At 71.5% G+C, this 26220-nt stretch carries 25 protein-coding genes; 8 read left to right on the forward strand and 17 right to left on the reverse strand.

Annotated elements, in window-relative coordinates; translation table 11 throughout:
- Window positions 1–25: 25 nt before the first annotated feature.
- The gene (locus KBX71_RS10140; protein ID WP_210817813.1) at window positions 26–760 is read right to left on the reverse strand and encodes an HAD family hydrolase; all 735 of its coding nucleotides are present in this window, start codon (window positions 758–760) and stop codon (window positions 26–28) included.
- 30 nt (window positions 761–790) lie between these two features.
- A complete protein-coding gene (locus KBX71_RS10145; RefSeq protein ID WP_210817704.1) occupies window positions 791–1759 on the reverse strand; it encodes a DMT family transporter in 969 nt (322 codons plus the stop codon).
- An 86-nt stretch (window positions 1760–1845) separates the two neighbouring features.
- On the opposite strand from KBX71_RS10145, the gene KBX71_RS10150 reads away from it, so the two are divergent.
- Window positions 1846–2391 (forward strand): CGNR zinc finger domain-containing protein, encoded by a 546-nt coding sequence (locus KBX71_RS10150; protein WP_210817705.1) that lies wholly within the window; start codon window positions 1846–1848, stop codon window positions 2389–2391.
- On the opposite strand, the gene KBX71_RS10155 is transcribed toward KBX71_RS10150, so the two are convergent.
- From KBX71_RS10155 to KBX71_RS10165, 3 genes are all read right to left on the reverse strand, one after another.
- On the reverse strand, window positions 2358–2942 hold the full coding sequence (locus KBX71_RS10155) for a GNAT family N-acetyltransferase (protein ID WP_210817706.1): 585 nt from the start codon (window positions 2940–2942) through the stop codon (window positions 2358–2360). The genes KBX71_RS10150 and KBX71_RS10155 overlap by 34 nt on opposite strands.
- Before the next feature lie 89 nt (window positions 2943–3031).
- Window positions 3032–3214 (reverse strand): DUF397 domain-containing protein, encoded by a 183-nt coding sequence (locus KBX71_RS10160; protein ID WP_210817707.1) that lies wholly within the window; start codon window positions 3212–3214, stop codon window positions 3032–3034.
- A complete protein-coding gene (locus KBX71_RS10165) occupies window positions 3205–4017 on the reverse strand; it encodes a helix-turn-helix transcriptional regulator (RefSeq protein ID WP_210817708.1) in 813 nt (270 codons plus the stop codon). Before KBX71_RS10165 ends, KBX71_RS10160 begins: the two co-directional genes overlap by 10 nt.
- Before the next feature lie 731 nt (window positions 4018–4748).
- On the opposite strand from KBX71_RS10165, the gene KBX71_RS10170 reads away from it, so the two are divergent.
- Complete coding sequence (locus tag KBX71_RS10170) at window positions 4749–5039, forward strand: hypothetical protein (protein ID WP_210817709.1); 291 nt, start codon at window positions 4749–4751, stop codon at window positions 5037–5039.
- 55 nt (window positions 5040–5094) lie between these two features.
- On the opposite strand, the gene KBX71_RS10175 is transcribed toward KBX71_RS10170, so the two are convergent.
- From KBX71_RS10175 to KBX71_RS10195, 5 genes are all read right to left on the reverse strand, one after another.
- Window positions 5095–6504: a class II fumarate hydratase gene (locus KBX71_RS10175; RefSeq protein WP_210817710.1), complete on the reverse strand. Its 1410-nt coding sequence runs from the start codon at window positions 6502–6504 to the stop codon at window positions 5095–5097.
- 35 nt (window positions 6505–6539) lie between these two features.
- Window positions 6540–9518 (reverse strand): AfsR/SARP family transcriptional regulator, encoded by a 2979-nt coding sequence (locus tag KBX71_RS10180; RefSeq protein WP_210817711.1) that lies wholly within the window; start codon window positions 9516–9518, stop codon window positions 6540–6542.
- Between the two features lie 258 nt (window positions 9519–9776).
- Window positions 9777–11444 (reverse strand): fumarate hydratase, encoded by a 1668-nt coding sequence (locus KBX71_RS10185; protein ID WP_196929212.1) that lies wholly within the window; start codon window positions 11442–11444, stop codon window positions 9777–9779.
- A 125-nt stretch (window positions 11445–11569) separates the two neighbouring features.
- Window positions 11570–13015, reverse strand: coding sequence for a PQQ-binding-like beta-propeller repeat protein (locus KBX71_RS10190; RefSeq protein ID WP_374102594.1), 1446 nt, complete (start codon window positions 13013–13015; stop codon window positions 11570–11572).
- Window positions 13016–13085: 70 nt separating this feature from the next.
- The gene (locus KBX71_RS10195; RefSeq protein ID WP_210817712.1) at window positions 13086–13589 is read right to left on the reverse strand and encodes an Lrp/AsnC family transcriptional regulator; all 504 of its coding nucleotides are present in this window, start codon (window positions 13587–13589) and stop codon (window positions 13086–13088) included.
- A 139-nt stretch (window positions 13590–13728) separates the two neighbouring features.
- Between KBX71_RS10195 and hppD the strand changes: the two genes are divergently transcribed.
- The 5 genes from hppD (at window position 13729) to KBX71_RS10220 (ending at window position 19018) form a co-directional block, all read left to right on the forward strand.
- Window positions 13729–14934, forward strand: a complete 1206-nt coding sequence (hppD, locus tag KBX71_RS10200) for a 4-hydroxyphenylpyruvate dioxygenase (protein ID WP_210817713.1) — start codon at window positions 13729–13731, stop codon at window positions 14932–14934.
- A gap of 246 nt (window positions 14935–15180) precedes the next feature.
- On the forward strand, window positions 15181–16173 hold the full coding sequence (locus tag KBX71_RS10205; protein WP_210817714.1) for an RDD family protein: 993 nt from the start codon (window positions 15181–15183) through the stop codon (window positions 16171–16173).
- The gene (gene hisC / locus KBX71_RS10210; RefSeq protein ID WP_210817715.1) at window positions 16170–17273 is read left to right on the forward strand and encodes a histidinol-phosphate transaminase; all 1104 of its coding nucleotides are present in this window, start codon (window positions 16170–16172) and stop codon (window positions 17271–17273) included. The genes KBX71_RS10205 and hisC overlap by 4 nt, the downstream gene beginning before the upstream one ends.
- A gap of 139 nt (window positions 17274–17412) precedes the next feature.
- Window positions 17413–17967 carry a hypothetical protein gene (locus KBX71_RS10215; protein WP_307847030.1) on the forward strand — a complete coding sequence of 185 codons (555 nt, stop codon included), beginning with the start codon at window positions 17413–17415 and terminating at the stop codon, window positions 17965–17967.
- 364 nt (window positions 17968–18331) lie between these two features.
- Window positions 18332–19018: a hypothetical protein gene (locus KBX71_RS10220; protein ID WP_210817716.1), complete on the forward strand. Its 687-nt coding sequence runs from the start codon at window positions 18332–18334 to the stop codon at window positions 19016–19018.
- Between the two features lie 38 nt (window positions 19019–19056).
- Here the strand turns inward: KBX71_RS10220 and KBX71_RS10225 are convergent, their stop codons facing one another.
- From KBX71_RS10225 to KBX71_RS10250, 6 genes are all read right to left on the reverse strand, one after another.
- Window positions 19057–19419, reverse strand: coding sequence for a hypothetical protein (locus KBX71_RS10225; RefSeq protein ID WP_210817717.1), 363 nt, complete (start codon window positions 19417–19419; stop codon window positions 19057–19059).
- Window positions 19420–19520: 101 nt separating this feature from the next.
- Window positions 19521–20777, reverse strand: coding sequence for a PQQ-binding-like beta-propeller repeat protein (locus tag KBX71_RS10230; protein WP_210817718.1), 1257 nt, complete (start codon window positions 20775–20777; stop codon window positions 19521–19523).
- 81 nt (window positions 20778–20858) lie between these two features.
- Window positions 20859–21341, reverse strand: coding sequence for an SRPBCC family protein (locus KBX71_RS10235; protein ID WP_210817719.1), 483 nt, complete (start codon window positions 21339–21341; stop codon window positions 20859–20861).
- A 144-nt stretch (window positions 21342–21485) separates the two neighbouring features.
- On the reverse strand, window positions 21486–21695 hold the full coding sequence (locus KBX71_RS10240) for a DUF397 domain-containing protein (RefSeq protein WP_030327888.1): 210 nt from the start codon (window positions 21693–21695) through the stop codon (window positions 21486–21488).
- A 176-nt stretch (window positions 21696–21871) separates the two neighbouring features.
- Window positions 21872–23068 (reverse strand): fumarylacetoacetase, encoded by a 1197-nt coding sequence (gene fahA / locus KBX71_RS10245; protein ID WP_210817720.1) that lies wholly within the window; start codon window positions 23066–23068, stop codon window positions 21872–21874.
- Window positions 23065–23934 (reverse strand): hypothetical protein, encoded by an 870-nt coding sequence (locus tag KBX71_RS10250; protein ID WP_210817721.1) that lies wholly within the window; start codon window positions 23932–23934, stop codon window positions 23065–23067. Before KBX71_RS10250 ends, fahA begins: the two co-directional genes overlap by 4 nt.
- Window positions 23935–24028: 94 nt before the next feature.
- Between KBX71_RS10250 and KBX71_RS10255 the strand changes: the two genes are divergently transcribed.
- Window positions 24029–25189: a homogentisate 1,2-dioxygenase gene (locus tag KBX71_RS10255; protein WP_210817722.1), complete on the forward strand. Its 1161-nt coding sequence runs from the start codon at window positions 24029–24031 to the stop codon at window positions 25187–25189.
- Here KBX71_RS10255 and KBX71_RS10260 read toward each other — a convergent pair.
- Window positions 25186–26214: a tetratricopeptide repeat protein gene (locus KBX71_RS10260; protein ID WP_210817723.1), complete on the reverse strand. Its 1029-nt coding sequence runs from the start codon at window positions 26212–26214 to the stop codon at window positions 25186–25188. The two genes, KBX71_RS10255 and KBX71_RS10260, sit on opposite strands and share 4 nt — an antisense overlap.
- Window positions 26215–26220: the final 6 nt, after the last annotated feature.

Raw genomic sequence — 26220 nt, forward strand, 5'->3', positions numbered from 1 at the left:
ACAACAACGATCTGGATTACGCCAGTTAAGCGCCCGTTATGGTGGTGAATTCCTCCAGTTCCAGCTGCACACCGACCGCGTCGACGCCCAGATCCGCCAGCGCGGTCGGCAGATCGGCCATGCTGGAAACTTCGGCGTCGGGTGTGCAGCCGAGGGGGCGAGGCAGGCCGAGCCGGTTCAGCCACACCGATCGCAGGCCGGCCCGGCGGGGCGCCACCACGTCGTGCTCCCACGAGTCGCCGACGTACACGATCTGCCCGGCTGGCACCCCGGCCGCCGCGACCACCGCGGCGTAGAAATCTGGGGCTGGCTTCTTGGGCAGGCCGTTCTCGTGTGCGTACAGCTCGAAGGCGAACTCGCCGGCGAGCCCGCACCGTTCGGCGCGGCTGTTGCCGTTGGTGGCGAAGCCCAGCGTGTACCGGCCGCGCAGCGTGGCCAGCGCCGATGGCACGTCCGGGAACGGGCGGGTCAGTGCGAACCGGCGGGCGAAGAAGAGGTCCGCGATCTCGTCCAGGTGGTTGACCAGTTCGGCGCGGGCCAGCGACCGGGCCAGTGCGGCTCGCCGGATCTCCACCACCGGGGCGGCGTTCAGCTCCCCGAAGACCGCGCCCCAGTCCGACTCCAGTTCGGCGAGCGTCACACCGGCCGCAGCCGGTGTGCGTCGCCGCATCTCGTCGAGGACGGCCACCAGCCCGCCCGTGACCGCCGGACGCAGGTCCAGCAGCGTCTCGTCGGCGTCGAACACCACAGTGGTCAGCACGAAACCCACTCTCTCACCGACCGGCAAACCTCACCGACCGCCCAGCGCCAGCTCAGGCTCGGGCGAGGCCGACGGCGCGGCCGTCGAGGGCGACCCGCGCAGTTCGTCGAGGCGTACCAATGCGACGCCTGCGATGATCAGCGCGCCACCGAACAACTGCCAGCCGGTGGGCAACTCGTTGAGGAAGAGCCAGGCGATCAGCACCGCGAAGAGCACCTCGGTCAGCCCGACGAACGACGACAGTCGGGGGCCGAGGATCCGGGTACCGGCGATACCGGTGAGGTACGCGATGACAGCGGCCACCAGCGACAGCCCGACGATGGGCACCAGCCAACTGGTGGGCTCCCCGGCGAAGGTGACCTCGCCGAAGGTCGCGTGCAGCGGCAGCAGGCCGGTCAGCCCGATGAGGAGCAGCACGGCGGCGCCGACGGCCATCCCGCCGCTGGCCATGGCGACCGAGGGCAGCCGGGGGTCGACTCGTCCGGCGAGCACGAAGTAGCCGGCCAGGCCGAACGCCGCGCCCAGTCCCCAGAGCACGCCCACCGGGTGGAAGTCGGCGGTGCCGGCGAGGTCGAGCACGAATGCCAGCCCGGCCAGCGCGGCCACCGACCCGGCGATGGTGAGCCGGCGGGGCGGTTGCCCGTGCCGCAGCCACATCCAGACCACGACGAGGATGATGCCCAGGTATTCCAGCAGCAGCGCGACACCGACCGGCAGGTAGCGCACGGCGTTGAAGAAGCACACCTGGGCCAGCGCCACCCCGAGGAGCCCGAACAGCCCGATGGCCGTGGCGTTGCTCCACAGCACGTGCCATTTGCCGCGCAGCGACAGCAGGGCGGGGATCGCCAGCACCAGGGCGGCCACGCCGACGCGGGCGATCACTGCGGATTCGGCTGACCAGCCGGCCTCGATGAGCGATCGCGCGAAGGTACCGGAGGTGGCGAAGGTGACTGCGGAGAGCAGCGCCAACCCGACGCCGGCAGCAGGTCGTGAGTGCATGTCACGCTCCTCGGGATGGGCACTGCGTCATGAGCAAACTATCCTTGTGCTGATGACGCTAGGCGGAAGCCATGACAGGAGTCAAGTTGCTATTCGCTCATGACACCGAGTGTTCGCTGATCGCCGCCGCGGCGTTGGTCAACACCGCAGGTCGAGACGGCGAGTTACTGCCCGACGTCGCGGCGCTGGACGCGTTCTTCGTCCGCCACTCCTACAGCGGGCGGCACGAGCACACCGACGCCGAGCTACGCGCCGTCCGGGAGTTGCGGCCCCGACTGCGCCGCATCTGGTCCGCCGAGCCACCCGAGATCGTCGCGGTCGTCAACGGCCTGCTGCTGGAACACAAGGCGCTGCCCCAGCTCATCGAGCACGACGACGAGCCGTACCACCTGCACGCAGTGCCCCGCGACGCGCCGCTGGCCACCCGGATCGCGGTGGAGGCCGCCATGGCGATGGCCGACCTCGTTCGTACCGGCGAGCTGAGCCGGCTACGCATCTGCGAATACCCGGACTGCGACAACGTGGTCGTCGACCTGTCCCGCAACCGGTCCCGGCGGTTCTGCGAGGCCGGCTGCGGCAACCGGGCCGCGGTGACCGCCTACCGCGCCCGACGGGCCGCCGGCCGCTCCTGACCGACGGTCGTCCACTCCTCGGCCCGCACCTCGTACTCCACCTCGCCCTGCTCGGTGCCCGGAATCGGGTCGTCCCACTGCTGGTGGAAGGTCCGCACGTGGCGCAACCCGGCCTTCACCATCACCCGCCGGGAGCGCTCGTTCACAGTCATCGTCTCGGCCCAGACCCGACGCACCCCGACGGCATCGAAGGCGTACCGGACCAACGCCCTCGACCCCTCGGTCGCCAGCCCCCGCCCCCACGTCGAGCGGCGCAGCCGGTAGCCCAACTCGGCTTCGGCGCCGTCCTCCGACGGGTCGAGCGCGAACCAGCCGAGGAACTCGGCGGACTCCCGATCGTGCGCCGCCCACCGCCCCAGCCCGGGATACCTGTCGTACTGGGCCAGCAGCCTCGGCAACTGCTCGTCGCGCACGGTTGCCAGCGGGGTAGCGACGCCACCGGTGAGGAAACGCATCACCTCGGGGTCGCTGTCCAACTCGACAAGCGCGTCCACGTCGGCAATGGTCAGCCGCCGCAACCGCAACCGCTCGGTGCAGGGTGGCTCACTCATGACGAAATCATCCCGCCGCCCCACACCAACGTCGAGCCGTTTACGCGCGCGGGCAAATCCCGACCGCCGTCGCGGGCGGGGCGGTCGCGTCAGCGCAGGGGCGCGACCACGAAGAGCCGCCAGGAGTACGCGTCGACAACGAGCACGGGCCCGTCCGAGTCCTTACTGTCTCGCACCCCGACCACGTCCCCAAGATTCGTCGCCACCTCGACGCACTGGTCGTTGGAACCACTCCGGCTGCTCTTGCGCCACCGGGCTCGGGTCAACTCCACGACTCCGCCACTTCCCTCAGCAATTCGATCGACTCCTGCGGTGGCAACGCCTGTCCGAGGGTAGCTTCCCAGGTCCGTTGTAGGCGTAACAGATCCGCAGGACGATCGAGTTCTTGACCGCCGATCTGGCCACCGAGGTAGGCGAGATCGCTGTGGTCGGCCACGGTGGCAAGGATGAACGGTCCGTTCAGGCCTGGATACTCTTCGGCCGAGCGGGGCACCACGTGAAGCTCAACGCGCGGATGCTCGGTCGCCAAGCGCGCCAGGTGCAGAGCCTGCTCGCACATCACCTTCCGACCGCCGACGCGTCGCCTCAGCACCGACTCGTCAAGCACCGCGACCACGTGCGGCGGGCGGTCCTCGTAGAGCACCCGCTGGCTGTCCATCCGGTCCGTCAGCCGACGCTCTACTTCGTCGGCATCGAGCAGTCGGTCCGACTCGAAGATGGCGCGGGAGTAGCCCTCGGTCTGCAGTAGCCCGGGGACGTGCAGCGGGTCGAACCATCGCAGCGCCCGCGCTTCCGCGAGGATCGCACGCCAACCGCGCAACCAGACGTGGGCCTTGTCCAGGCTTACCAGCTCGGTGGACATGCGGCCGAACAGGCCGCCGGTGTCCAGGGCGCGGTCGACGAGTTCCAGGTACTTGGCGGTGGGCTGTTGCTGACCCAGCTCGACCGCGCTGACCATCGACGCCGAGTAGTTGACCGCCTTCGCCAACTCCTCCTGACTCCAGCCGCGCCGCACCCGCGCCCGGCGCAGCTCCGCGATCAGGAACGCCGCCGCCGTCATCTGCCCATCGGCCATGCCGTACCGCCCTCCACCCCGCCGACGATCAACTCCAGCCGGCCGCCAGCGGTGGCGCCACCCGACGCAGGGCGGCTATGACGACGCGGCCAAACCCTTCCGACCGTAGTCGCCTGATCACCAGACTGTGAAGCGCAGCGCCGCTCCCCGTCCCCCCGGGATCTGCCGGCACCGCACGGGACCGCCCGCTCCCCCGACCGGGCGGTCCCACCTCCCAGACAGCCACGGCCGAGCCAAGCCACGTCCGAACCAAGCCACGTCCGAACCAAGCCACGTCCGAACCAAGCCACGTCCGAACCAAGCCACGTCCGAACCAAGCCACGTCCGAACCAAGCCACGGCCGAACCAAGCCACGACCCGACCAAGCCACGACCGGACCAAGCCACGGCCGGAGGCGCTGGCTGCACGACGGCACCCGGCTGCGGCAGCCACCACCAAGCGGGGGTGATGCCACAAACGAGTCAGGTCCAAAGCATCCGCCCAAGACATCCCCCGGCGGCGACCACGCCTACCACCCCGACCGCGCCCACCACCTCGACCACGACCACGCCGGCCACGACCACGCCGGCCATCCGACCGAACTCGCAAGATCGTGCTCGATCGTGGAAACAGTGGGGTCCTGACGCGTGGAAGCCACTACATCCAGGATCGAGCGCGATCTTGGCGCAGCCCCCCCAGCGCAACACAGCCCGCAGCTCAGCGCAGCCCCCAGCCCGGCAAGAAGGCCCAGCATGTCCCGGACCAGCCTGGACTACCGCGCGACGACGCCATGTCGACCGCACCTGCCGCTGCGCCCGCTCTGGCTCTGCCGGGTCTGCGCCGCGCCCTGGCCGTGCCCGGTCGCCCGACTCACCCTGCGCCATGAGTACGCGCACGACCGGGTCGCGTTGAGCATCTACCTGTGTGCGGTCCTGCACGAGGCGGCTGCCGACCTGTACCGGCTCAACCCGCACGACGGCCCGGACCCCGCCGCGCTCTTCACCCGCTTCCTCGGTTGGGCGAGACCACGGCACCTGCGCTGAGCGGGCCAGGGCTGGGCGGGCCAGGGCTGGGCGGGCCAGGGCTGGGCGAGCCGGGTCAGGGGTGGGTCATCCGGAGCAGGTCCAACGTCTCGTCGAGTTGGGTTTCGGTGAGCTTGCCGGAGTCGACGTGACCCCGGGAGATCACCACCTCGCGGATCGAGGTCTGCTTGGCCAGCGCCTCCTTGGCGATCGACGCAGCCTCGTCGTACCCCAGGTAGCGGTTGAGTGGGGTGACGATCGACGGTGAGCCCTCGGCGTACGCCAGGCAGACCTCGGCGTCCGCGACCAGGCCGGCCACCAGCCGGTCGGCGAAGAGCCGGCTCACCGCGGAGAGCAGCCGGATCGACTCCAGCAGGTTGCGACCCATCACGGGGAGCATCACGTTCAGCTCGAAGTCGCCCTGTGAGCCGGCGAACCCGACCGTCGCGTCGTTGCCGATCACCTGGGCGCAGACCTGCCGCATCGCCTCGGCGACCACCGGGTTGACCTTGCCCGGCATGATCGACGAGCCGGGCTGGAGGTCGGGGATGCGCAGCTCACGCAGGCCGGCGCGGGGGCCGGAACCCATCCAGCGGATGTCGTTGGCGATCTTGTAGAGGCCGATCGCCGCGGTCCGCAACTGCCCCGAGGTCTCCACCAGCGCGTCCCGCGCGCCCTGCGCCTCGAAGTGGTTACGCGCCTCGCTCAGCGGCAACCCGGTCGACTCGCGCAGCTTGTCGATCACGGCGGCGGCGAAGCCGAGCGGGGTGTTGATCCCGGTGCCCACGGCGGTGCCGCCCAACGGCAGCTCGGCCAGTCGGGGCAGCGCGCCCTCCAGCCGTTCGATGCCGTAGCGGACCTGGGCGGCGTAACCGCCGAACTCCTGGCCGAGGGTGACCGGCGTGGCGTCCATCAGGTGCGTTCGCCCGGCCTTGACCACTGTCTCGAACTCCGCGGCCTTGGCCTCCAGCGCGGCCGCCAGATGCGCCAGCGACGGCAGCAGGTCCTCCACGATGAACTGGGTGGCCGCCAGGTGGATCGAGGACGGGAAGACGTCGTTGCTCGACTGGGAGGCGTTGACGTGGTCGTTCGGGTGCACAGGTGAGCCCAGCTCACGGCTCGCCAGGGTGGCGATGACCTCGTTGGTGTTCATGTTCGACGACGTGCCCGAGCCGGTCTGGAACACGTCCACCGGGAACTGGTCGTCGTAACCGCCGTCGGCCACGTGTGCGGCGGCGGCGGCGATCGCGGCGGCCACGCTGGCGTCGATCACGCCCAGATCGCCGTTGACCTCGGCGGCCGCGCCCTTGATCTGGGCGAGGGCCTTGATCTGGGCCGGTTCGAGGCCCCGGCCGGAAATCGGGAAATTCTGCACCGCACGCTGGGTCTGCGCCCGCCACAGCGCCTCGGCGGGCACCTCCACCTCGCCCATCGAGTCGCGTTCGATGCGGTAACCGGTCGCCTCTGGAGTCGTCACGCGTACCATCCTGCCGCGCCCGTGGCCGACTCGCAGATGATCCGTCAGCCCAACTCGGTGAGCAACCGTTCCACCTCGTGCCGGTCCGGCGACTCGATCTGCCGGAACAGCGTCAGCGCCTGCTCCAAGTGCGCGCGGGCCGCCGTCGGATCCGTGGCCCGTACGCAGCGAGCGATGCCCTCCAGCGCCAGGCCCTGCTCGCGTGGGGAACCCAGCCCGGTGGCGTCGACGAGCACCCGCCGATGCAGGTCGAGCGCGCTTGTCATGTCCCCCTGGTCCAAAATGGCTCGGGCCAGCAGGTTGCGCGAGCCGCACTGGGCGATGCGATCCCCCACCTCGGTCATCGCGACCAGTGCCGCACGGTGCAGGTCGGCGGCCCGTTCCGGACGGCCAGCCTCCCGTTCCATCATCCCGATCTCGTTCAACACCTCACCTTCGCCAAACCGGGTGCCCACCTCTCGCTTGACGCGCAGCGCCACCCGCAGCAACCGCTCGGCCGGCACCACGTCACCCATCCGATGCCGGATCATCCCGAGGTGCCCGAGGGCGTTGCCGATCCGGCGCGGGTCGCCGATTTCGCGGGCGATCCCCAGGTGCCGCCGGGCGGTGCGCAGCGCCTCGTCGTTCCGTCCCCAGAGCAGCAGGGTCATCGTCAGGTTGTTGAGTTCGTTCGCCAGCGCTGCCGTGTCGCGCATCCGCGTCGCCAACGCCCGGGCGGCGTCGTAGCGCTCCCGGGCCCTGCGGAACTGGTAGTTGGCGGCGTACGAGGTGCCCAGGTTGCCGAGGGTGTTGCGGAACTCGCGGCGCAGACCGAGCCGGCGGAAGATCTCCAGTGACCTCTCCATCAACCGGATCGACTCGGGAAAATCACCCAGCCGGTAATGGGCCGAGGCGAGATAGTTGAGCATCGTCGCCACCGCCCGGTCGTCGCCCAACTCCTCGGCGGCGCGCAGTCCCGCGGAATGTGTCTCGATCAACTCGTCTAGGCGGCCGCTCTCGAACTGGGCGTGCCAGCAGGCCCTCGCCAACTGCCAGCACTGCTGGAGGAACCCCTCGGTCTCCGCCAACCGGACCAGGGCGGTCCACAGGGCAAGGTTCTCGTCGAGCCAGGCTCGACCCTGCTCGGCGACGATCGTGACCAGGTCAGCACGTATCGGCACCGTCACCAAGATCAGCGATTGGGCCGAGGTGAGTTCCCTTTTGCGGGCGATCGCCGTGGCGACGTGCAGGTGGTGATCGAGCAGACGCTCGATGGCGTCCCGCCGCTCGCCTGCCCGCTCCGGCTCGGCGACCAGCGTCCGCGCGTACTCCCGGACCAGGTCGTGTAACCGGTACCGGCCGGATTCCGCCTCCTCCACCAGGTGCGCGTCCACCAACTCGTCGAGCAGGTCCTGCGCCTCGGGCAGGGGCAGTTCGGCCAGTACGGCGGTGACCGAGTTGTCGAACCGTACTCCCGGGTGCAGGCCCAGCAACCGGAACGCACGCCGCGCGACCGGTGACACCTGGGCGTACGACAGGGCGAAGGCCCGACCGACGGACCGTTCGCCGGCTTCGAACTCGGCCAACGGATCCGGCCGGGTGCTCAGCCGCTCGGCCAGGTCGGCGATGCGCCAACGGGGTCGGTGCGCCAGTCGGGCACCGGCCAGCCGGATGGCCAGCGGCAGGTGTCCGCAGCGTCGGACGACCTCGTTGGCCGCCTCCGGCTCTGCCGCCACCCGGGCGACGCCGACGACCTGCCCGAGCAACTCGACCGCCTCGTCGCTGTCGAGCACGGGCAGCGACGAAGGTCGCCCCTCATCCACCCCGACCAGCCGGCGGCGGCTGGTGATCAGGATCAGGCAGTGCGAGCCGTTGGGCAGCAGCGGTGTCACCTGGTCGGCGGTGGCCGCGTTGTCCAGCACCAGCAGGGCCCGCCGGCCGGACAGCTCGGTGCGCCAGAGCGCCAACCGGTCGTCCTGGCTCGTCGGCACCCTCTCGGCGGGCACACCGAGCTGCCGCAGGAGCGTGGCGACCGCCGCGGCCGGCGTCAACGGCGTGCGCTCGCTGTGCCCATGGAGGTCGAGGTAGAGCTGGGCATCCGGGTAGTCATCTGCGAGAGCGGTCGCGAGATGCACTGCGAGGGTGGTCTTGCCGCTGCCCGCCATGCCGTCGATGAGGTGGATCCGAGCGCCCGCCTCCACCTCCTTGATGAGGCGAGCCAGCGTGTGCTGCCGGCCGGTGAAGTCGCCGATCGCCCGGGGCAGCGAGCGGACCGGAGCGATCGGCCGAGCTTCCCGACCAGCCAGGGCCAGGTCACCGGCGAGCACCCGCTGGTGCAGCTCCTGCAACTCGGCACCCGGCTCGATGCCCAACTCGTCGGCGTAGAACCGCCGGCCCTCCCGGTAGACCGCGAGCGCGTCGGCCTGCCGCCCGACCGCGGACAGCGCCAGCATCAGTTGGCCGCGCGGCCGCTCCCGCAACGGGTGCCGGTCGACGCTCTCCGCGAGTTCCTCGATGAGCTCGGCTGCCTGACCAAGGCGCAGCTCGACGTCGACGCACTCCTCCAAGGCGGTGAGGCGTTGCTCGTCGAGTGCCTGTGCACGACGGCGGACGCTCCGGCTCGGGATTCCGCCGAGCGCCGGCCCGCGCCACAGCGCCAGGGAGGCGCGGAATTCGGCACGGGCGTCGACGAGGCGACCGGCAGTGGCGGCGGTTCGGGCTGCCTCGACGCCCCGGGCGAAGACCTCGGCGTCCAGGTCGTTCGGTGCGGTTCGCACGCCGTAGCCGGCCGGGTCGGTGACGATGAGTTCCGGTGCCAGCCCAAGTTCGGTCAACCGGCGACGCAACCGCGACACGCAGGTCTGCAACTGCGCGCGGGCGGTGGCCGGCGGGCGGTCCTCCCACACCGCGTCGACAAGCTCGTCGACCGGCACGAGCCGGCCGGTGCGCAACAACAGCATGGCGAGCACGATCCGGTCGCGTCCCGCGGTGACAGTGGACTCGCCACCGCCCACCCGCAGGGGCCCCAGGATCCCGAACCGCATGTGCTCTCCCGCGTCAGTGGTGCAACTTCCAGCAGGGTAGTCCTGCGGTAACGGACCGCCTTCATCAGGCGATAGCGATCTGAGAGCGGATCGACAGCGGGGCGCAGCACACTCGCTGTGCGTTGTCGGTGACGGCATCCGACGGGGGCGGTACGCCCGTCCCACCCCCCAGCGGGGCGGGCGTACCGATGTCGGCAAGTCGGCGACAGATCGGGCGCCGGGCGAGTTCGCCCGGCGCCCGTTCCCATAGCTGTCGGGTCAGCGGCGGCCGACGGTGAGCACCGGCTTGGTGACCTCGGCGAAGAAGTCGTTGCCCTTGTCGTCGACCACGATGAAGGCGGGGAAGTCCTCGACCTCGATCTTCCAGACCGCCTCCATGCCCAGCTCCGCGTACTCGAGCACCTCGACGTGCTTGATGCAGTCCTGAGCGAGGCGGGCCGCGGGGCCGCCGATCGAGCCGAGGTAGAAGCCGCCGTGCTGCTGGCAGGAGCGGGTCACCTGACCGGACCGGTTGCCCTTGGCCAGCATCACCTGCGAACCGCCGGCGGCCTGGAACTTCTCCACGTAGGCGTCCATCCGGCCGGCGGTGGTCGGGCCGAACGAGCCGGACGCGTACCCCTCGGGGGTCTTCGCCGGGCCGGCGTAGTAGACCGCGTGGTCACGCAGGTACTGCGGCATCGGCTCACCGGCGTCCAAGCGCTCTGCGATCTTGGCGTGGGCGATGTCGCGGGCGACCACGAGCGGCCCGGAGAGCGAGAGGCGCGTCTTCACCGGGTACTTCGACAGCTCCGCGCGGATCTCGTCCATCGGCCGGTTCAGGTCGACCCGGACGACCAGCTCGGCGTCGAGCGAATCGTCGGTGACGTCGGGCAGGAACCGCGCCGGGTCGGTTTCGAGGCGCTCCAGCCACACACCCGACGGGGTGATCTTGGCGACGGCCTGACGGTCCGCCGAGCAGGAGACGGCGATCGCCACCGGGCAGGACGCGCCGTGCCGGGGCAACCGGACCACCCGTACGTCGTGGCAGAAGTACCGCCCGCCGAACTGCGCGCCGATGCCGAAGTTGCGGGTCAGCTCCAGCACCTCCGCCTCCAGCTCCAGGTCGCGGAAGCCGTGCGCGCTCATCGAACCCGCTGTCGGCAGCGCGTCAAGGTACTTGGCGCTGGCGTACTTCGCGGTCTTCAGCGCGTACTCGGCGGAGGTGCCGCCGATGACGACGGCCAGGTGGTACGGCGGGCAGGCGGCGGTGCCGATCAGCCGCAGCTTCTCCTCCAGGAACTGCATCATCCGCGTCGGGTTGAGCAGCGCCTTCGTCTCCTGGTAGAGGTACGACTTGTTGGCCGAGCCACCGCCCTTGGCCATGAACAGGAACTTGTACGCGTCGGGGTGCCCGTCCGGGTCCTCGGCGTACAGGTCCACCTGGGCGGGCAGGTTGCTGCCGGTGTTCCGCTCGTCCCACATGGTCAGCGGGGCGAGCTGGGAGTAGCGCAGGTTGAGCTTGGTGTACGCCTGGTAGACGCCCCGGGAGATGGCCTCCGCGTCGGCGCCGTCGGTCAGCACGTGCCGACCGCGTTTACCCATCACGATGGCGGTGCCGGTGTCCTGGCACATGGGCAGGACACCGCCGGCGGCGATGTTGGCGTTGCGCAGCAGATCCAGCGCGACGAACCTGTCGTTCGGCGAGGCGGCCGGGTCGTCGATGATCGACCGGAGCTGCGCCAGGTGCGCGGGGCGCAGGAAGTGCGCGATGTCGTGCATCGCCTCGGCGGTCAGCGCGGTGAGCGCGGCCGGCTCCACGGTGAGGAACCGGCGGCCTCCCGGGCCGTGTACGACGTCCACGCCCTCGTCGGTGACCAGGCGATAGTCCGTCTGGTCCGGGCCGGTCGGCAGCAGAGGGGCGTACGAGAATGCAGCGGCACTGCTCATGAGCGGCAAGCCTAGGGCAGACCGGTCGATCACTCCCACCCGCCGGGCGGGTCCTGGGACGCCGCTCTCATCCGCCAGGCGTGCCGGGCCCCGCTTCCGTGCTGATCATCAGGCGAACCGCCCGCTCAGCCGTCCTTGCCGCCGCCCGGGTCGGGGCAGAGTTCCCCCTTCGGCCCGCAGTCGCCGTCGTCCTGCCCGCCGGGGCCGGTGCTTCCCGGCCGGGGATTCCCACCGTCGCTGGGCGGTCGGTTCGGCGAGTTTCCGGACGCGCCGAAGCGGACGTACCCGATCTCCCGCCCCTCTCCGATGATCATGCCCTGTGATCCGACGGCGAGGGCGTTCGCCGAGGTGCGCAGGGCGGCCAACTCCTTGCCGGTGCGCGGGTCCAGTGCCACCAGTCGGGACGGCTTCTCGTCGGCCACCACCGCCGCGTACGGGGTGAGCGCGGCCCCGGCCTTGCCGCTGGCCTGTCGCGTCCAGAGCACCTTCTCGGTGCCCAGCTCACGCGCGATCACCGAGCGCTTGTCGGCGGCCCGGAACACCGCCAGTCGGTCGTCCACCGCGATCAACCTGGTGCCCGAATCACCGACCCAGAGCAGCCGCCCGTCGTACCCGTCGATGACCGCCTCGCGGCCGTCCGGGGCGACGCCGATCAGCACGTTCCGCGCACCCTGCGGGTCCTCACGTTGCACACAGCCGGCAGAGTCGGCGGTGCGCAGGTTGACGCCGGCCCGCTGCCAGGCCTCCTGCCCGGTCGCCGAGTCCCGGGCGGAGATGGCGAAGTAGCAGGTGCCGTCCTGGGAGCGGGCGGCGACCCGGAGCAGCCGGCCGCCCACCACGGAGAGCCGCTCGTCCCGGGTTGGCTCGACGTTCTGCAACACCCGGCCGGTGGCGGTGTCGACCACGTGGACCCGACCGTCGACCGGGAAGCCGAGCAGCGGCGGCGCGGCCTCCGCCCCGGCCACGCCGTCGTCGATCCGGGTGGCGGTGAGCCGGCGGGTGCCGCGCAGGCCCGGGTTGTCGGCGAGCAGACCGCTGTGCACCCCGGGCAGGAAGGCCGTCCAGAGCGGCGCGGTGCCGCGCGGGTCCCAGGCGCTCAGGGTGCAGTCGGTGGCGTCCGTGCACCGGGCGTCGAGGAGCAGGTTGCGGTACGTCCAGACGGCCACCGCGTCGTCGTCACGTCGCCGGGTCACCCCGGTCGTCGGGTCGAGCAGCTCGTACCCCTTGACCAGGAGCTTGCCCACTGCCACGACCGGGTCGCGGTCGCCGCCGGCGACCGCCGCCCAGTCCGCCTTGCGCTCCCAGAGCTGGGCGCCGGTGGCCAGGCTGCGCGCCTCGACCCGGGTGCGCTGCTCGACCACGACGGCGTCGCCGGCGATGGTCACGCTGCGCGGGGTGCCGCCGACCCGTTGCTGCCAGACCACGTCGGGCTCGGAGATGGGTTCGCTGCGGTCCACCCAGTCCCAGATGCCGGGGAACGGGTTCCACACGCCGGTCGCGGCGAGCGCGACGACCACGGCGAGGCCAAGCAGCAGCCCACCGCGCACGCTCCCCTTCGCCACACCGCACACCGTAGCCACGATCACGGATCTTCCGTACGCCCGCGCCGCCGTGTCGCCGCGCTTTCTGGGCTCGGAGGTGTTACAGCGCCCTTCCCTCGGCCCGAACGGCGCTGCGAACCAACGGAAGCGTGCGGTAGGGAATCTGCTCGGCCAACGCGATGATCGTCGAGGCCCGGGTGATGCCGGCGGACGAGACTATCTGGTCGATGACCCGTTGCAGGTCGGTGTTGGAGCGGGCCACGATCCGGCAGAGCAGGTCGCTGGAGCCGGTGATGGTGTGCGCCTCCAGCACCTCGGGAATGGCGGCGAGGTGAGCGGTGACCGGGTCGTGGCCGTGCCGCTGACTGATCTCCAGCGTGACGAAGCTGGTCACCCCGAAACCGATCGCGGCCGGTGCGATCTCGGGGCCGAAGCCCTCGATGACCCGCCGCTCGACCAGCTTGTCCAACCTCGCCTGCACGGTGCCCCGGGCCACCCCGAGCCGCCGGGAGCACTCCAGCACCCCGATCCGCGGCTCCTCGGCGAGCAGTTCGATCAAGCGCACGTCGAGCGCGTCGAGCTGTACATTCTGCTCACCATTCATGAGTGAAGACCATACCGAATGCGCAACCTGACCAGCATTTCTGGCAACAGTTGCCCACCCGACGCCGGGGCAGCGATCCTCGCCACAAGAACCGACCACGGCGGCCCACAAGGCCGGCCGGTACGCGAGGGAGCCCACCATGACCCAGGCGATCGACCGACCCAAGTCGACCGAGGACGTCGACGTCGACCGGCTCGTCGGCGCTGTCGACCACGACATCAGCCACGACCCGTTCCCGGTCCGGGGCCTCGACCACGTGCACTTCCTGGTCGGCAACGCCAAGCAGGCCGCCCACTACTACTCCACCGCCTTCGGCATGACCTGCGTGGCGTACCGCGGCCCCGAGCAGGGCTACCGGGACCACGCCCAGTACGTGCTGACCAGCGGCTCGGCCCGGTTCGTGCTGACCGGTGCGGTGCGCCCGGACGCCGACGGCGCCGAGCACGTGGCCCGGCACAGCGACGGCATCAGCGACATCGCGCTGGAGGTCCCCAACGTGGACGCCGCGTACGCGCACGCCATCGCGCAGGGCGCCGCAAGCGTCGTCGAGCCGCACGAGGTGACCGACGAGCACGGCACCGTCCGGATGGCCGCCATCGCCGCGTACGGCGACACCCGGCACACGCTTGTCGACAGGTCCCGCTACACCGGCCCGTTCCTGCCCGGCTTCGTGGCCCGGGGCCCGATCGTGGACCGGCAGCCGATGATCGACGCCGGCCTCCAGCCGAAGCGCTTCTTCCAGGCCGTCGACCACGTGGTCGGCAACGTGGAGCTGGGCCGGATGGACGAGTGGGTCGAGTTCTACAAGCGGGTCATGGGCTTCTCCAACATGGCGGAGTTCGTCGGCGACGACATCGCCACCGACTACTCGGCGCTGATGAGCAAGGTCGTGGCGAACGGCACCCGCAAGGTGAAGTTCCCGCTCAACGAGCCGGCGATCGCCCGCAAGAAGTCCCAGATCGACGAGTACCTGGAGTTCTACCAGGGCCCGGGCGCGCAGCACATCGCCGTCGCCACCAACGACATCCTCGCCAGCGTCGACGCGATGCGCGCGGCCGGTCTGGAGTTCCTGGACACCCCGGACTCGTACTACGACGACCCGGAGCTGCGCGAGCGGATCGGCAAGGTGCGGGTGCCGATCGAGGAGCTGAAGGCCCGCAAGATCCTTGTCGACCGGGACGAGGACGGCTACCTGCTCCAGATCTTCACCAAGCCGGTGCAGGACCGTCCCACGGTCTTCTTCGAGCTGATCGAGCGGCACGGCTCGCTGGGCTTCGGCAAGGGCAACTTCAAGGCGCTCTTCCAGGCGATCGAGCGAGAGCAGGAAGCCCGCGGCAACCTGTAACACTTGCCAGCGTGACGCAACCTCCGTCGTACCCGACGCCGCCGGCCGGTGGGCCCCGACCCACCACCGGCGGCGTCGCGCCGCAACCCGGACCACACCCCCACGGGTACGCCGCGCGACACCTCCGTGAGGAATTCCCCGGAGTGGTCGTCGTTAAGGTATCCCCGTGAGCGAGCGCAGCGAGCGAACCAGCAGGCTCAGTAGCGTGGCGCCTCGCGCCGCCGCGAAGCGAAGCGGAGCGACGGCGTGAGCGTTCAACCCGGCTGGTACGTCGACCCCGCCGACACCGAGACCCGGCGATACTGGGACGGCGAGGGCTGGCTCGGTGCGCCCATTCCCGTCGACGCCACCCCGCCGGACGGCCCGCCGCCGCCCGAGCCGCCGCCCGCGCCGGTCACTCCGGCCGCGCCCGCCGCGTCGACGACCCCCGCCTCGGCACCCCCCGCGCCGGCCTGGTCGCCACAGCAGGGCCCACCCCCGGGGTACGGCCCGCCACCGGGACACGGCCCAGGCTGGGGACCACAGGCCGGCCCTCCCGGCTGGGGTCCGCAGGGTGCTCCGCCCGGCTGGGCACCACCGGCTGGTCCTCCCGGCTGGGCACCACCGGCTGGTCACCCCGGTTGGCCCGGACGACCGCCCGAGCCGCGCCCGCACGGCCTCCGGCTGGCCGGCTACGGCCGTAGGTTCGTCGCCCGGCTGATCGACTTCGGCCTCGTCCTCGCACTGAACGTGCTCGTCAACGGCTGGTTCGTCTGGCGCTGGGCGCAGGAGTGGGCGCCGTACTGGCAGGAGGTCTTCCGGCGCGCGGCGCGGGGCGACACCTCCGCCGACGGTCTGCCGATGCCCGGTGAGCAGGCCGGTTCTCTGCTGGTGGCGATCCTGCTGATCGCCACCGCGCTCTGGCTGGCGTACGAGGTGCCGACCATGGCCTCCGGCGGGCAGACCATCGGCAAGCGGGTGATGCGGATCCGGGCGGTGCCGCTCGCCGCCGACCAGCCACTGGGCTTCCGCCGGGCGCTGAGCCGGTGGAGCACGCTGGGCCTGCCGACTCTGCTCTGGTACTGCGTCGGGCTCGGCCTGGTGCTGCAACTTGTCGATGCGCTCTCCCCCCTCTTCGACCACCCGCTGCGCCAGGCGCTGCACGACAAGCGCGCGCAGACGGTGGTCGTCGAAGTCCCGTACCGCACCGAATCCGCCCCCTCGAACGACCGCAACCAGCCCCCGGGAGACACCCCATGACCGACTCCGGACGCCACCAGCCGGCGCTGCGGCTGACCCGCGCCGACCTGGACGCGCTGCCCAGCTACGTGCCGGGGCGCAGCCCCGCCGACCTGGCCCGGGAGTTGGGCCTGCCGGAGGCCATCAAGCTGGCCAGCAACGAGGTGCCGTACGGGCCGCTGCCCGGCGTGGTGGAGGCGGTCACCGAGGCGATCACCACCTCGCACCGCTACCCGGACATGGGCGTGGTCGCGCTGCGTGACGCACTGGCCCAGCGGTACGGGGTGGAGGCCGACCGGATCGCCACCGGCTGCGGTTCGGTGGCGCTCGCCGAGCACCTGGTCCGGGCCACCTGCCTGCCCGGCGACGAGGTGCTCTACTCGTGGCGGTCCTTCGAGGCGTACCCGATCATCGTGGCGACCAGCGGCGCGACAAGCGTGCGGGTCCCCAACGACGCCGGGCACGGGCATGACCTGGCGGCGATGGCCGCGGCGGTGACCGACCGGACCCGGGTGATTTTCGTCTGCAACCCGAACAACCCCACGGGTACGGCGGTGCGCCGGGCCGAGCTGGACCGGTTCCTCGACACGGTGCCGGACGACGTGCTGGTGGTGATCGACGAGGCGTACCGGGAGTTCGTCACCGACCCGGAGGTGCCGGACGGGCTCGACTACCTGGACCGGCCCAACGTGGCGGTGTTGCGCACCCTGTCGAAGGCGTGGGGGCTCGCCGGCCTGCGAATGGGCTGGCTGGTTGCCCAGCCGGTGGTGGCCGCCGCCATCCGCAAGGTGGCGACCCCGTTCTCCAGCAGCACGGCGGCCCAGGCCGGGGCGCTCGCCGCGCTGACCCAGGTGGCGGAGATGGAGCGCCGCTGCGCCCTGGTCGTCGCCGAGCGGGACCGGGTCACCGAGGCGCTGCGCAAGTTCGTGCCCGAGGTCCCGACGAGCCAGGCCAACTTCGTCTGGCTGCCGCTCGGCGAGCGGGCTGTGGCGTTCGGCAAGGCGTGCGAGGCGCGCGGGGTGATCGTGCGGCCGTTCGCCGGGGACGGGGTCCGGGTCACCATCGGCACCCCGGCCGAGAACGACGCGTTCCTGACGGCTGCGGAGCTGGCGCTGACCTGATCAAACTGCCACACCTGTAACCGAATCGGGCCATAAGTACTGTTTGTCCAATTCTTGCTTCTTACTCCCTTATCTTCCGAAGTGACCGGACGTGCTGAGGACCACGCCGGCTCACTTCGAGAAAACGGGGTAACAGACAGTGCGCATTGCCAAGATTCTTCTCGCCGGGGCGGCCGCCGCCACGATGGTGGGCTTCCTCGCGGCACCGGCCGCCGCCGCCCCCACTGATGACACGACGGCCACCTTCGAGGTGCTCGCCGGCACCCTCGACATCACCGCGCCGGCCACCGCCGACCTCGGCGACGGCGCCCCCGGTGGCACTATCACCGGCCAGCTCGGCGTCGTGACGGTCGACGACTCCCGAGGCGCCGCCGACGCCTCCTGGGAGGCCACGGTGACAGCCACCGTCTTCCAGACCGGCGGGGGCACCGCGCCCGAGACGGTCCTGCCGTCCGAGATCGACTACTGGTCCGGCCCGGAGACGGCGACCACCGGCGACGGCACCTTCACCGAGGGGCAGGCCGCCGCCGGGGACGCCGAGCCGCTGGACACGGTCACCCCGGTCATCGCGTTCACCCACACCGGCGGCACCGGCGGCAACACCGCCGCCTGGAACCCCACCCTGGTGGTCAACGTCCCGCTGGACAGCATCGCGGGCGTCTACACCGGCACGGTGACACATTCCGTGGCATAGCCCCCGGGGGCGGTCGACCATCGCTGTCGCGCTCGCCCTGTTCTGCCTCGCCGGTCCGGGTCTGTCGACCCGGGCCGGCGCGGTCGAGCCGGAAGCGGGATCGGACGACGGCACCATCGGGATCCGGCTGCTGGAAGCCCCGACCGAGCGCCGCACCGACCCCAGGGCGCTGCGCTATATCGTCGACCACCTACCGCCGGGCACCACAATCAAGCGGCAACTGCTGATCGTCAATCGCACCGACCAGACCCGTCGGGTCGACGTCTACCCGGCGGCCGCGACCCTGGAGGGTGGGGCGTTCCGGTTCGGCGAGGGTCGCGCCGAGAACGAGCTGACCTCATGGGTCACCCTCGACGAGCGCTCCGTGGAGCTGGGACCGCAGGGTGAGACTCGGGTCCAGGCGACCGTCACGGTGCCGCCGCCCGCCTCCCGGGGCGAGCGGTACGGGGTGATCTGGGCGTCCACCGCGTCAACACCCCGGGCCGGCGGCGAGATCACTCAGGTTCACCGGGTCGGAGTCCGGATGTACCTCGACATCGGGCCCGGCGGCGAACCCGCGTCCGACTTCTCGATAGGTGAGGTACGCCCGGCTCGCAGCCCCGAGGGTGAACCGTCGCTAACGATCAAGGTCAGCAACACCGGCGGCCGTGCCGTCGACCTGACCGGTGCCGTCACCCTCACCGATGGCCCAGCCGGCAGTCGGGCCGGCCCGTTTCCGGTCGTACAGGGCGTCACGCTGGCGCCGGGCGCTTCCGGGCAGGTCATCGCCCGGTTCCCGGTCACCTTGCCGAACGGCCCCTGGAACGCGGAGGTGAACCTGGAGAGCGGCCTGGTGAAGCGGAGCGTCACCGCGCAGATCACGTTCCCCGACGCCGGTCAGGTCGGGAAACGCGGCAGTGTCGTCTCGCGGATCTTCTCCGCGTGGACCGTGGCGGCGGCCGTCGGGGGCCTGCTGCTGGTCGTCGGCCTCGCCATGCTGGCCCGCCGTTCCGGCCGGTCCGGTGGGCCTCCCACCACCCGGCCGAGGGAGCGCACCACGGCCGGTCGCTGAGCTCGCGCGGCAGTTCGGCCGGCTCCGGCCGGGGCCCGTCAGCTCGGTCGGCTCCGGCGGGCGGAGAACCACCCGACAACGATCAGGGCTGCGCCCAGCACGGCGAGCAACAGCGCCGACCCACGCGATCCGGTGACCGGCAACTCACCGTGGCTGGGCGTGGGTTGGGGTGGTGCCGTCGGCGTGGACGTGGGTGGCGGCTGGGTCGGGGGCGGGGTCGGCGACGCCGGCAGGATCTCGAACGTGACGTTGCCGCCCGCCGACGGTTCGGGCCGGGCGGCGCTGAACCCGCGCGCCGAGGCAGGGTCAGCGGTGGCCAGCATCGGCGACACCGCCAACGCCAGGCTCGCGGTGGCGGCGAGCGCGCCGCCCACGAGGTAGTTGGCTGCTGTCCTGGCCATGCGCCGACCCCTTCCACCGGAAACCTGAACCGTGAAAAACGTACCCTTTTGCGACAAAGGGAATGGAACGGTTCGGTGTTCCGCTGTCGAAGACGCCACGATCAGGTGGCGGCCAGGATCACCGCCTCGCCGGTGTAGTAATAGCGCCTGTCGTCGCCAGTCGGGTCGACCGGCTTGCGGAGCCGCTCGATCGCGACGAACCCGTCCTCTGCCGTCACCGCCCCGGGCGCCCAACCGGTCCCGTCCGAGCCGACGTTGAGCGCGAAACGGGACAACTGCCTACCGGTCACCGGGTCCAGCGTCACCAGGTCGTTCGCCTCGGTCAGCAGGTGCACCCGGCCCGGCTGCCCCGCCAGCACCCGGGCCGCGCCCAGGCTCGCGGACCGCCACAGCTCGGTACCCGTACGCGCCGACCGGCCCACCGCGACCCCGTCGAGCACGACGACGGACTGTTCACCGACCAGCGCGGCGCCGGCCGGGTCCAGTGCGGGGGCGGCAACCGGCGGGCCGGCACCCAACAGCCAGCCCCGACCGCCCTCGTCGCCCGGCCCGGCGGTCCGCAGCCCCAGACAGTCCGACCGACCGGTACGGCAGCCGAGCGGCGTCACCACCAACCCGTCCGGGCCGTCCGGCGGTCGCCAACGCTCCCGCACCGCGCCCGTCGCCGCGTCCCGGAACTCGACAGTGGCCGCCCCGGCGCAGGTGTCCAGACCGATCAACTGCCCACCGGTGGTGGTGCCGACATCGCTGCGGCACCGGCCGGGCAGCTCGACCCGCCACAGCTCCCGACCGCCGCTCAACTCGACCCCACGCGCCTGGGCATCGTCGCTCACCACCAGCACGACCCGCCCGTCGGGAAGGTCGGTGAGCTGGAGCCCGGGAGCGTCCCAGACGGTCGCCGCCCAGGTACGCCGCACCACCGCCGTGCTCTCGGCGGGCTTCGGGCCGCCGGTTCGCCAGAGCACCCCGCCGGTCCGGGCGTCGAGTGCGACAAGTTGCCCGTCCGACCAGCGGCTGACCACAGTGCTGCCGCTGGCCACCACAGCGGTCAGCTCGGCCGGCCACCGCCGGTACGACCAGTACGGGCTGGTCCGGTACCGCCCGTCGACCGGCTGGTCCGCGTAGACCTGGCGGTGTGCGGCGTACACCCGCAGTCTCCCGTCGACGATCAACGGGGCGACCGGCAACCGACCGATCACTCCGGCAGCCGGTCGGGCCGGGGCCGGATAGTCGGCCCGCGCCACGGTGCTCACCTCTGCCGGCGCGAGGACCCGGTGCACGATGACCGCGACGGCCGCCGTCGCGAGCAGCGCCGCGACCGCGATCACGAGCCGTCGCCGGCCTCTCGGGAACGTCATGCCGCACCTCCGCCCGGCACCCTACCCAGCGGATGGGGCCGGACCCCGTTCAGGTCACGGCGACGGGTGACCGGCTGACGCTCAGGCGGCTTCGACGGAGCCGCTGGCACCGGCCGCGACGGCCAGGTCGGCGAGATCACGCCAGAGCGCCGCCTCGACCGCCCGCGCGGCCAGCCCGCCGAGCAGCAGTGCCACCACCCGACCGTACGGAGCGGTCGGCACCGCCTCCTGGGTGACGGTGATCGCCGTGCAACCCCGACGGCGGCGGCGAACCGGTCGCAGGCTCCAGGTGATCCGGTAGTCGGCGCCGGCACCGGAGGAACAGAGCACCAGCCGCTGCGGCGCGAGCGCCTCCACCACCAGGAACTCCTCGGTCAGCGTGCCGCCGCCCGGCTGGACGCGCTCCTCACGCCAGGAGGTGCCCGGCCCGAATTGACCCGGAGTGAGCACCTCGATCGGGCCGGCCGCGGTCAGTCGGGCCGCGCGGCCGGGCAGGTCGGTCAGCAGACGCCAGACATCGACAGCGTCCGCCTCGATGATCCCGGTAATCGCCACCGTCGACATGCCACCCTCCCGTGTCCCCGACGGTACGCGGAGTGAGGGCCGAACGTGGCCCCCGGGACGGAATTTCCACCACCCGGAGGCCACGCTGTCCGATAGGACGGCTGCTTCGACACCGGTCGTCGTCGACAGGTGCCGAAGCGCCGGTCAACGCTCGAAGCGACCGGCCCGAATCGCGCCGATGAACGCCGTCCACCCCGGCGGGCTGACCGCGAGTGTGGGACCGGCCTGGTCCTTGGAGTCGCGGACTCCGACGAGACCATGGACGTCGACCAGGTTGTCCGCCACCTCCACGCAGAGCCCCTGGTCGTTTGAGCGGCTGCTGGTACGCCAGACCGCGCCCGCAAGATCGTGCATCGTCGTTACCTCCGTGTGCGTCGGGATTGCCCCACCGCTGGCGGCCGGGCAGAGCCCGGCTCGGATTGCGCGGTGTAGCAACGGAATCCGGACGCTCAACGGATCAACCACTGCCGGCGGTCGCACAGCCGGTGCGATCACGGGTCCCGTGCACGAGACGGGCGACGGATGGCGGCTCAGCGGGCCGGACGAACCGTGCCGGATACCTCACCGAGGGCGATGGTGGTGCCGTCCGGGCCGGGCGCGGTGGCCGTGATGGTCACCGTGTCGCCGTCGTTGAGGAAGGTGCGGCTCTCGTCACCCACCTTGACCGGCTCGGCCCCTCCCCAGGTCAGTTCCAGGAAGGACCCGACCTGCCCCCGGTCCGGGCCGGAGACGGTGCCGGAGGCGTACAGGTCGCCGGTACGCAGCGACGCGCCGTTGACGGTGAGGTGCGCCAACTGCTGTGCGGGAGTCCAGTACATGGTGGCGAACGGGGGCTCGCTGACCTGGTCACCGTTCCACTCGACCGCCAGGTGGAGGTCCAGGCCCAGGTGCGGCACGTCCCGCAGGTAGTCGACCACCGGCGGGTCCTGGTCGGGGGCCGGCACGAAGGCGTCGCCGAGCGCGTCCAGCGGCGTCACCCAGGCCGAGACCGAGGTGGCGAACGACTTGCCGAGGAACGGGCCGAGCGGTTGGTACTCCCAGGCCTGGATGTCCCGGGCCGACCAGTCGTTGACCAGCACCACCCCGAAGACGTGCTCGGCGAAGTCGTCCACGGAGACCCGATCGCCCAACGCGCTGGGTACGCCCACCACGAAGCCGACCTCGGCCTCGATGTCGAGGCGTACCGATGGGCCGGTGACCGGACCCTCGGCGGAGGCCCGCTGCCCGGTCGGCCGGGTCACCGGCGTACCGGAGACGACCACGGTGCCGGCCCGGCCGTGGTAGCCGATGGGCAGGTGCTTCCAGTTGGGCAGCAGCGGCGGCTGGCCGGGGCGGAAGATCTGCCCGACGTTCGACGCGTGATGAACGGATGAGTAGAAGTCGACGTAGTCGGCAACCTCGACGGGGAGCAGCAGCTCCACGTCGTCGAGGGGCAGCAGCAGCGGCTCCACAGCGTCCCGGTGCGCCGGGTCGGTCAGCAGCTCGGTGATCCGCTGCCGCACCGCCGTCCACTGCGGACGGCCCAGGGCCATGAAGTCGTTGAGCACGGGTCGGCACAGCGTGCCGGCGGCCAGCACCAGCTCGGCGGCCTCCGCCGCGGCGAGGTCGAAGACCCAGGATCCGATCCGCACGCCGATCCGCGACGGACCCCCGTTCTGCCGGAACACCCCGTACGGCAGGTTCGTCACCCCGTACGACGAACCGTCGGCGCCGGTCACCCAGGTCATGCGTCGTAGCCCCCGTTCACCAGCCCAAGCCGGATCAGATCGGTAAGTGGTTCCAGGATGCTGCACGAGCCGAAGCCCACCCACAGGGGCCGGGGCCCGTCCAGTCGTGCCGTCGTCCGCTCCACCAGGGGGCGCGGGTCGACAACTGTCAGCAGCTCGGCGACCGAGCGCGCCCCGTCACCGTCGGCGGCAGCCAGGGTCGCGGCCAGCACGTTGGCGTAGCCGTGGTGGGTGAACCCGGTCTCCGGGTCCAGGTGTCGGATCGCCTGGTGCAGCCCGGCGGTGAGCTTGAACGGCAGGCCCCGGTCCCGGCAGGCGCAGATCACCGCGGCCAGCTCGGTCGGCGTGGGGAAGAGTTCGGCGGCCAGGCCGCCGGTGCGGAACTTGGCCGCGATCGGCACCCCGTCGGCCCGCGCGGCGACGAGCGCGTCCAGCGCGCCCATCAGCCCGAAGGTCAGCGGAAGCTCGGCGTAGACGGCCTCCACGTCCGGTAGCGCGTCGGTCAGCCGCAGCAGATCGGCGATGCCGGGCAGCGGATCCTCACCGCGCTTGGCGACCGCCACCTCGACCTGGCGTGGGGTCACGCCGTCCGGGGCGAGGAACGACAACGCGAACGGCAGGTTCCCGATCCCGGTGTCACCGATCACGCCGACCACCAGGCCCTCGCCCGGATCGACGAGACCGCTCAGCTCACCGGCCGCCACGTCCGAGGCGGGGATCAGCAGCGGGCCGACCAGGTCGGCGTACCAGGCGGCGCGGTGCTGGCGGTGGGCGGCCAGGGCGTCGTGCAGCGCGGCACTGCCCGGAGGGAAGACGGCGGCGTCGTCCACCAGGCCGTGGAGGAGTGCGGGCACCTGCGTTGACACGGAACAAGAATGTACGGGACGCTACGAGGAACGGACAACAGCGTCCGATTATCGGACGCCTTCGGCCGGTGAACGGGTCATATCGGGAGGCGAGATGCCGTATTACCGCAGCGTCGGCGAGGTGCCGCGCAAGCGCCACACCCAGTTCCGGCAGCCCGACGGCAGCCTCTACGCCGAGGAGCTGATGGGCCAGGAGGGCTTCTCCTCCGACTCGTCCCTGCTCTACCACCGGTACGCGCCCACCGCGATCCTGGCCGCCGACGAGTTCACCCCGCCCGCGTTCACCCGGGCGCCGAACCTGCCGCTCAAGCCCCGCCACCTGCGCACCCACAAACTGGACACCGGCGGCTCCGACCCCATCCTCGGCCGGCAGTACCTGCTCGCCAACGACGACGTACGCATCGGGTACGTCCTCGCCGACCAGCCCTCACCGCTGTTCCGCGACGCCACCGGCGACCACTGCCTCTACGTCGAGTCGGGCACCCTGCGGGTCGAGTCCCCGTTCGGGGTGCTGGACGCGGTCGCCGGCGACTACATCGTCATCCCCACCTCCACCATCCACCGGCTGGTGCCCACCGGCGACCAGCCCGTCCGGATGCTCGCCGTCGAGGCGTCCGGGCACATCGGCCCACCCAAGCGCTACCTCTCCGTACGCGGCCAGTTCCTGGAGCACTCGCCGTACTGCGAGCGGGACGTCCGCGGCCCCGACGCCCCGCTGCTCGTCGACGGCGAGGAGGTCGAGGTGCTGGTCCGGCACCGGCGCGGTTGGACTCGTCACACTTACGCGCACCACCCGTTCGACGTGGTCGGCTGGGACGGGCACCTCTACCCGTGGGCATTCTCCATCCACGACTTCGAGCCGATCACCGGCCGCATCCACCAGCCCCCGCCGGTGCACCAGACCTTCCAGGGGCCCAACTTCGTCATCTGCTCGTTCGTGCCCCGCAAGGTCGACTACCACCCGCAGTCGATCCCCGTGCCGTACAACCACCACAACGTCGACTCCGACGAGATGCTCTTCTACACCGGGGGCAACTACGAGGCGCGGCGCGGCTCCGGCATCGAGCAGGGGTCGATCTCACTGCACCCGTCCGGTTTCACCCACGGCCCCCAGCCGGGCGCCGCCGAGCGTTCCATCGGCGCGGACTACTTCGACGAACTCGCCGTCATGGTCGACACCTTCCGCCCGCTGGATCTCTGCGACGCCGCGAGCGCCTGCGAAGACGAGGGATACGCCTGGACCTGGGCGCGCTAGCGGATGGCGGTACGCGTGAAGACGGCGAACTCGGCCACCGCCGTGACGGCGATGGCCAGCACCAGGGGCCACGGGGAGCCGACCATGGCGTACACCAACAACAGCAGCGGCGCGGCGGCCACGGCGTAGATCGCCAGGGCCATCGCGCGGTCCGCGTGCAGCAGGGCGGGCAGGACGGTCCGGGTCAGCCCCGGCAGCCGGGCTGCGAGCTGCCAGACGACGATCCCGCCGGTGAGCGCGGCGAGCACCGCCAGGATGCGGGAGAACCCGTCGCTCGCCGGCGCCGCGAACGCGACGAGCACCGCCGCCACCAGCGACCAGCCCGCGCCGTAGAGCACCAGGCGGTGCAGCCCGTACGCGAGGGTCCGTGGCGAGTCGATCCGGCTCGGGCTGACCGTCACCGCCTCGGCGACGTGTTCCAACGCCTCCGACCAGCGGCGCTGCTCCAGCCGCATGACACCCACGTCGTGGCCGGCCTCGGCGATCCGCGGGTCGAGCCGCAGCGCCTCCCGGTAGGCCCGCTCGGCCAGGTCGAACAGGTCCAGCCGGGCGGCGACCAGGCTGAGCACCAGGTGCGCCTGCGGCTCCTGCGGGGCCAACTCGACACCCCGCCAGGCAGCGTTCAGCGCCGGCTGACCATTGCGGGCGCCGGCCAGGATCGCCGCCGCGCTCCGCTGGGCGTACGCGTCGGTCGGGCCCAGGGCGAGGATCCGGTCGGCGGTGGCCGCCGACTCGCTGTAGCGCTCCAGATCGGCCAGGGCCATGCCCCTGGCGACCAGCGGCGGGAGGGCCTCCGGTGCGGCGGTCACTGCCGTGTCGGCTGCGCTGAGAGCCTCGGCCGGGCGGTCGGCGGCCAGGTGCACCCGGGCCAGCATGGTGAGCGCGTCCACGTCATCCGGCTGGAGGGCCAACCCGTAGGCCAACTCCCCGGCCGCCTCGTCGTAGCGGCCGAGTTCGGCGAGGAGTTGGGCCCGCTGGACGTAACCGTCGGCGGCGGACTGGTCGGGGGTGGGTTCGCTGGACATCGCGGC

This window comes from Micromonospora sp. D93, assembly GCF_018070365.1.
Lineage (GTDB): Bacteria > Actinomycetota > Actinomycetes > Mycobacteriales > Micromonosporaceae > Micromonospora > Micromonospora ureilytica.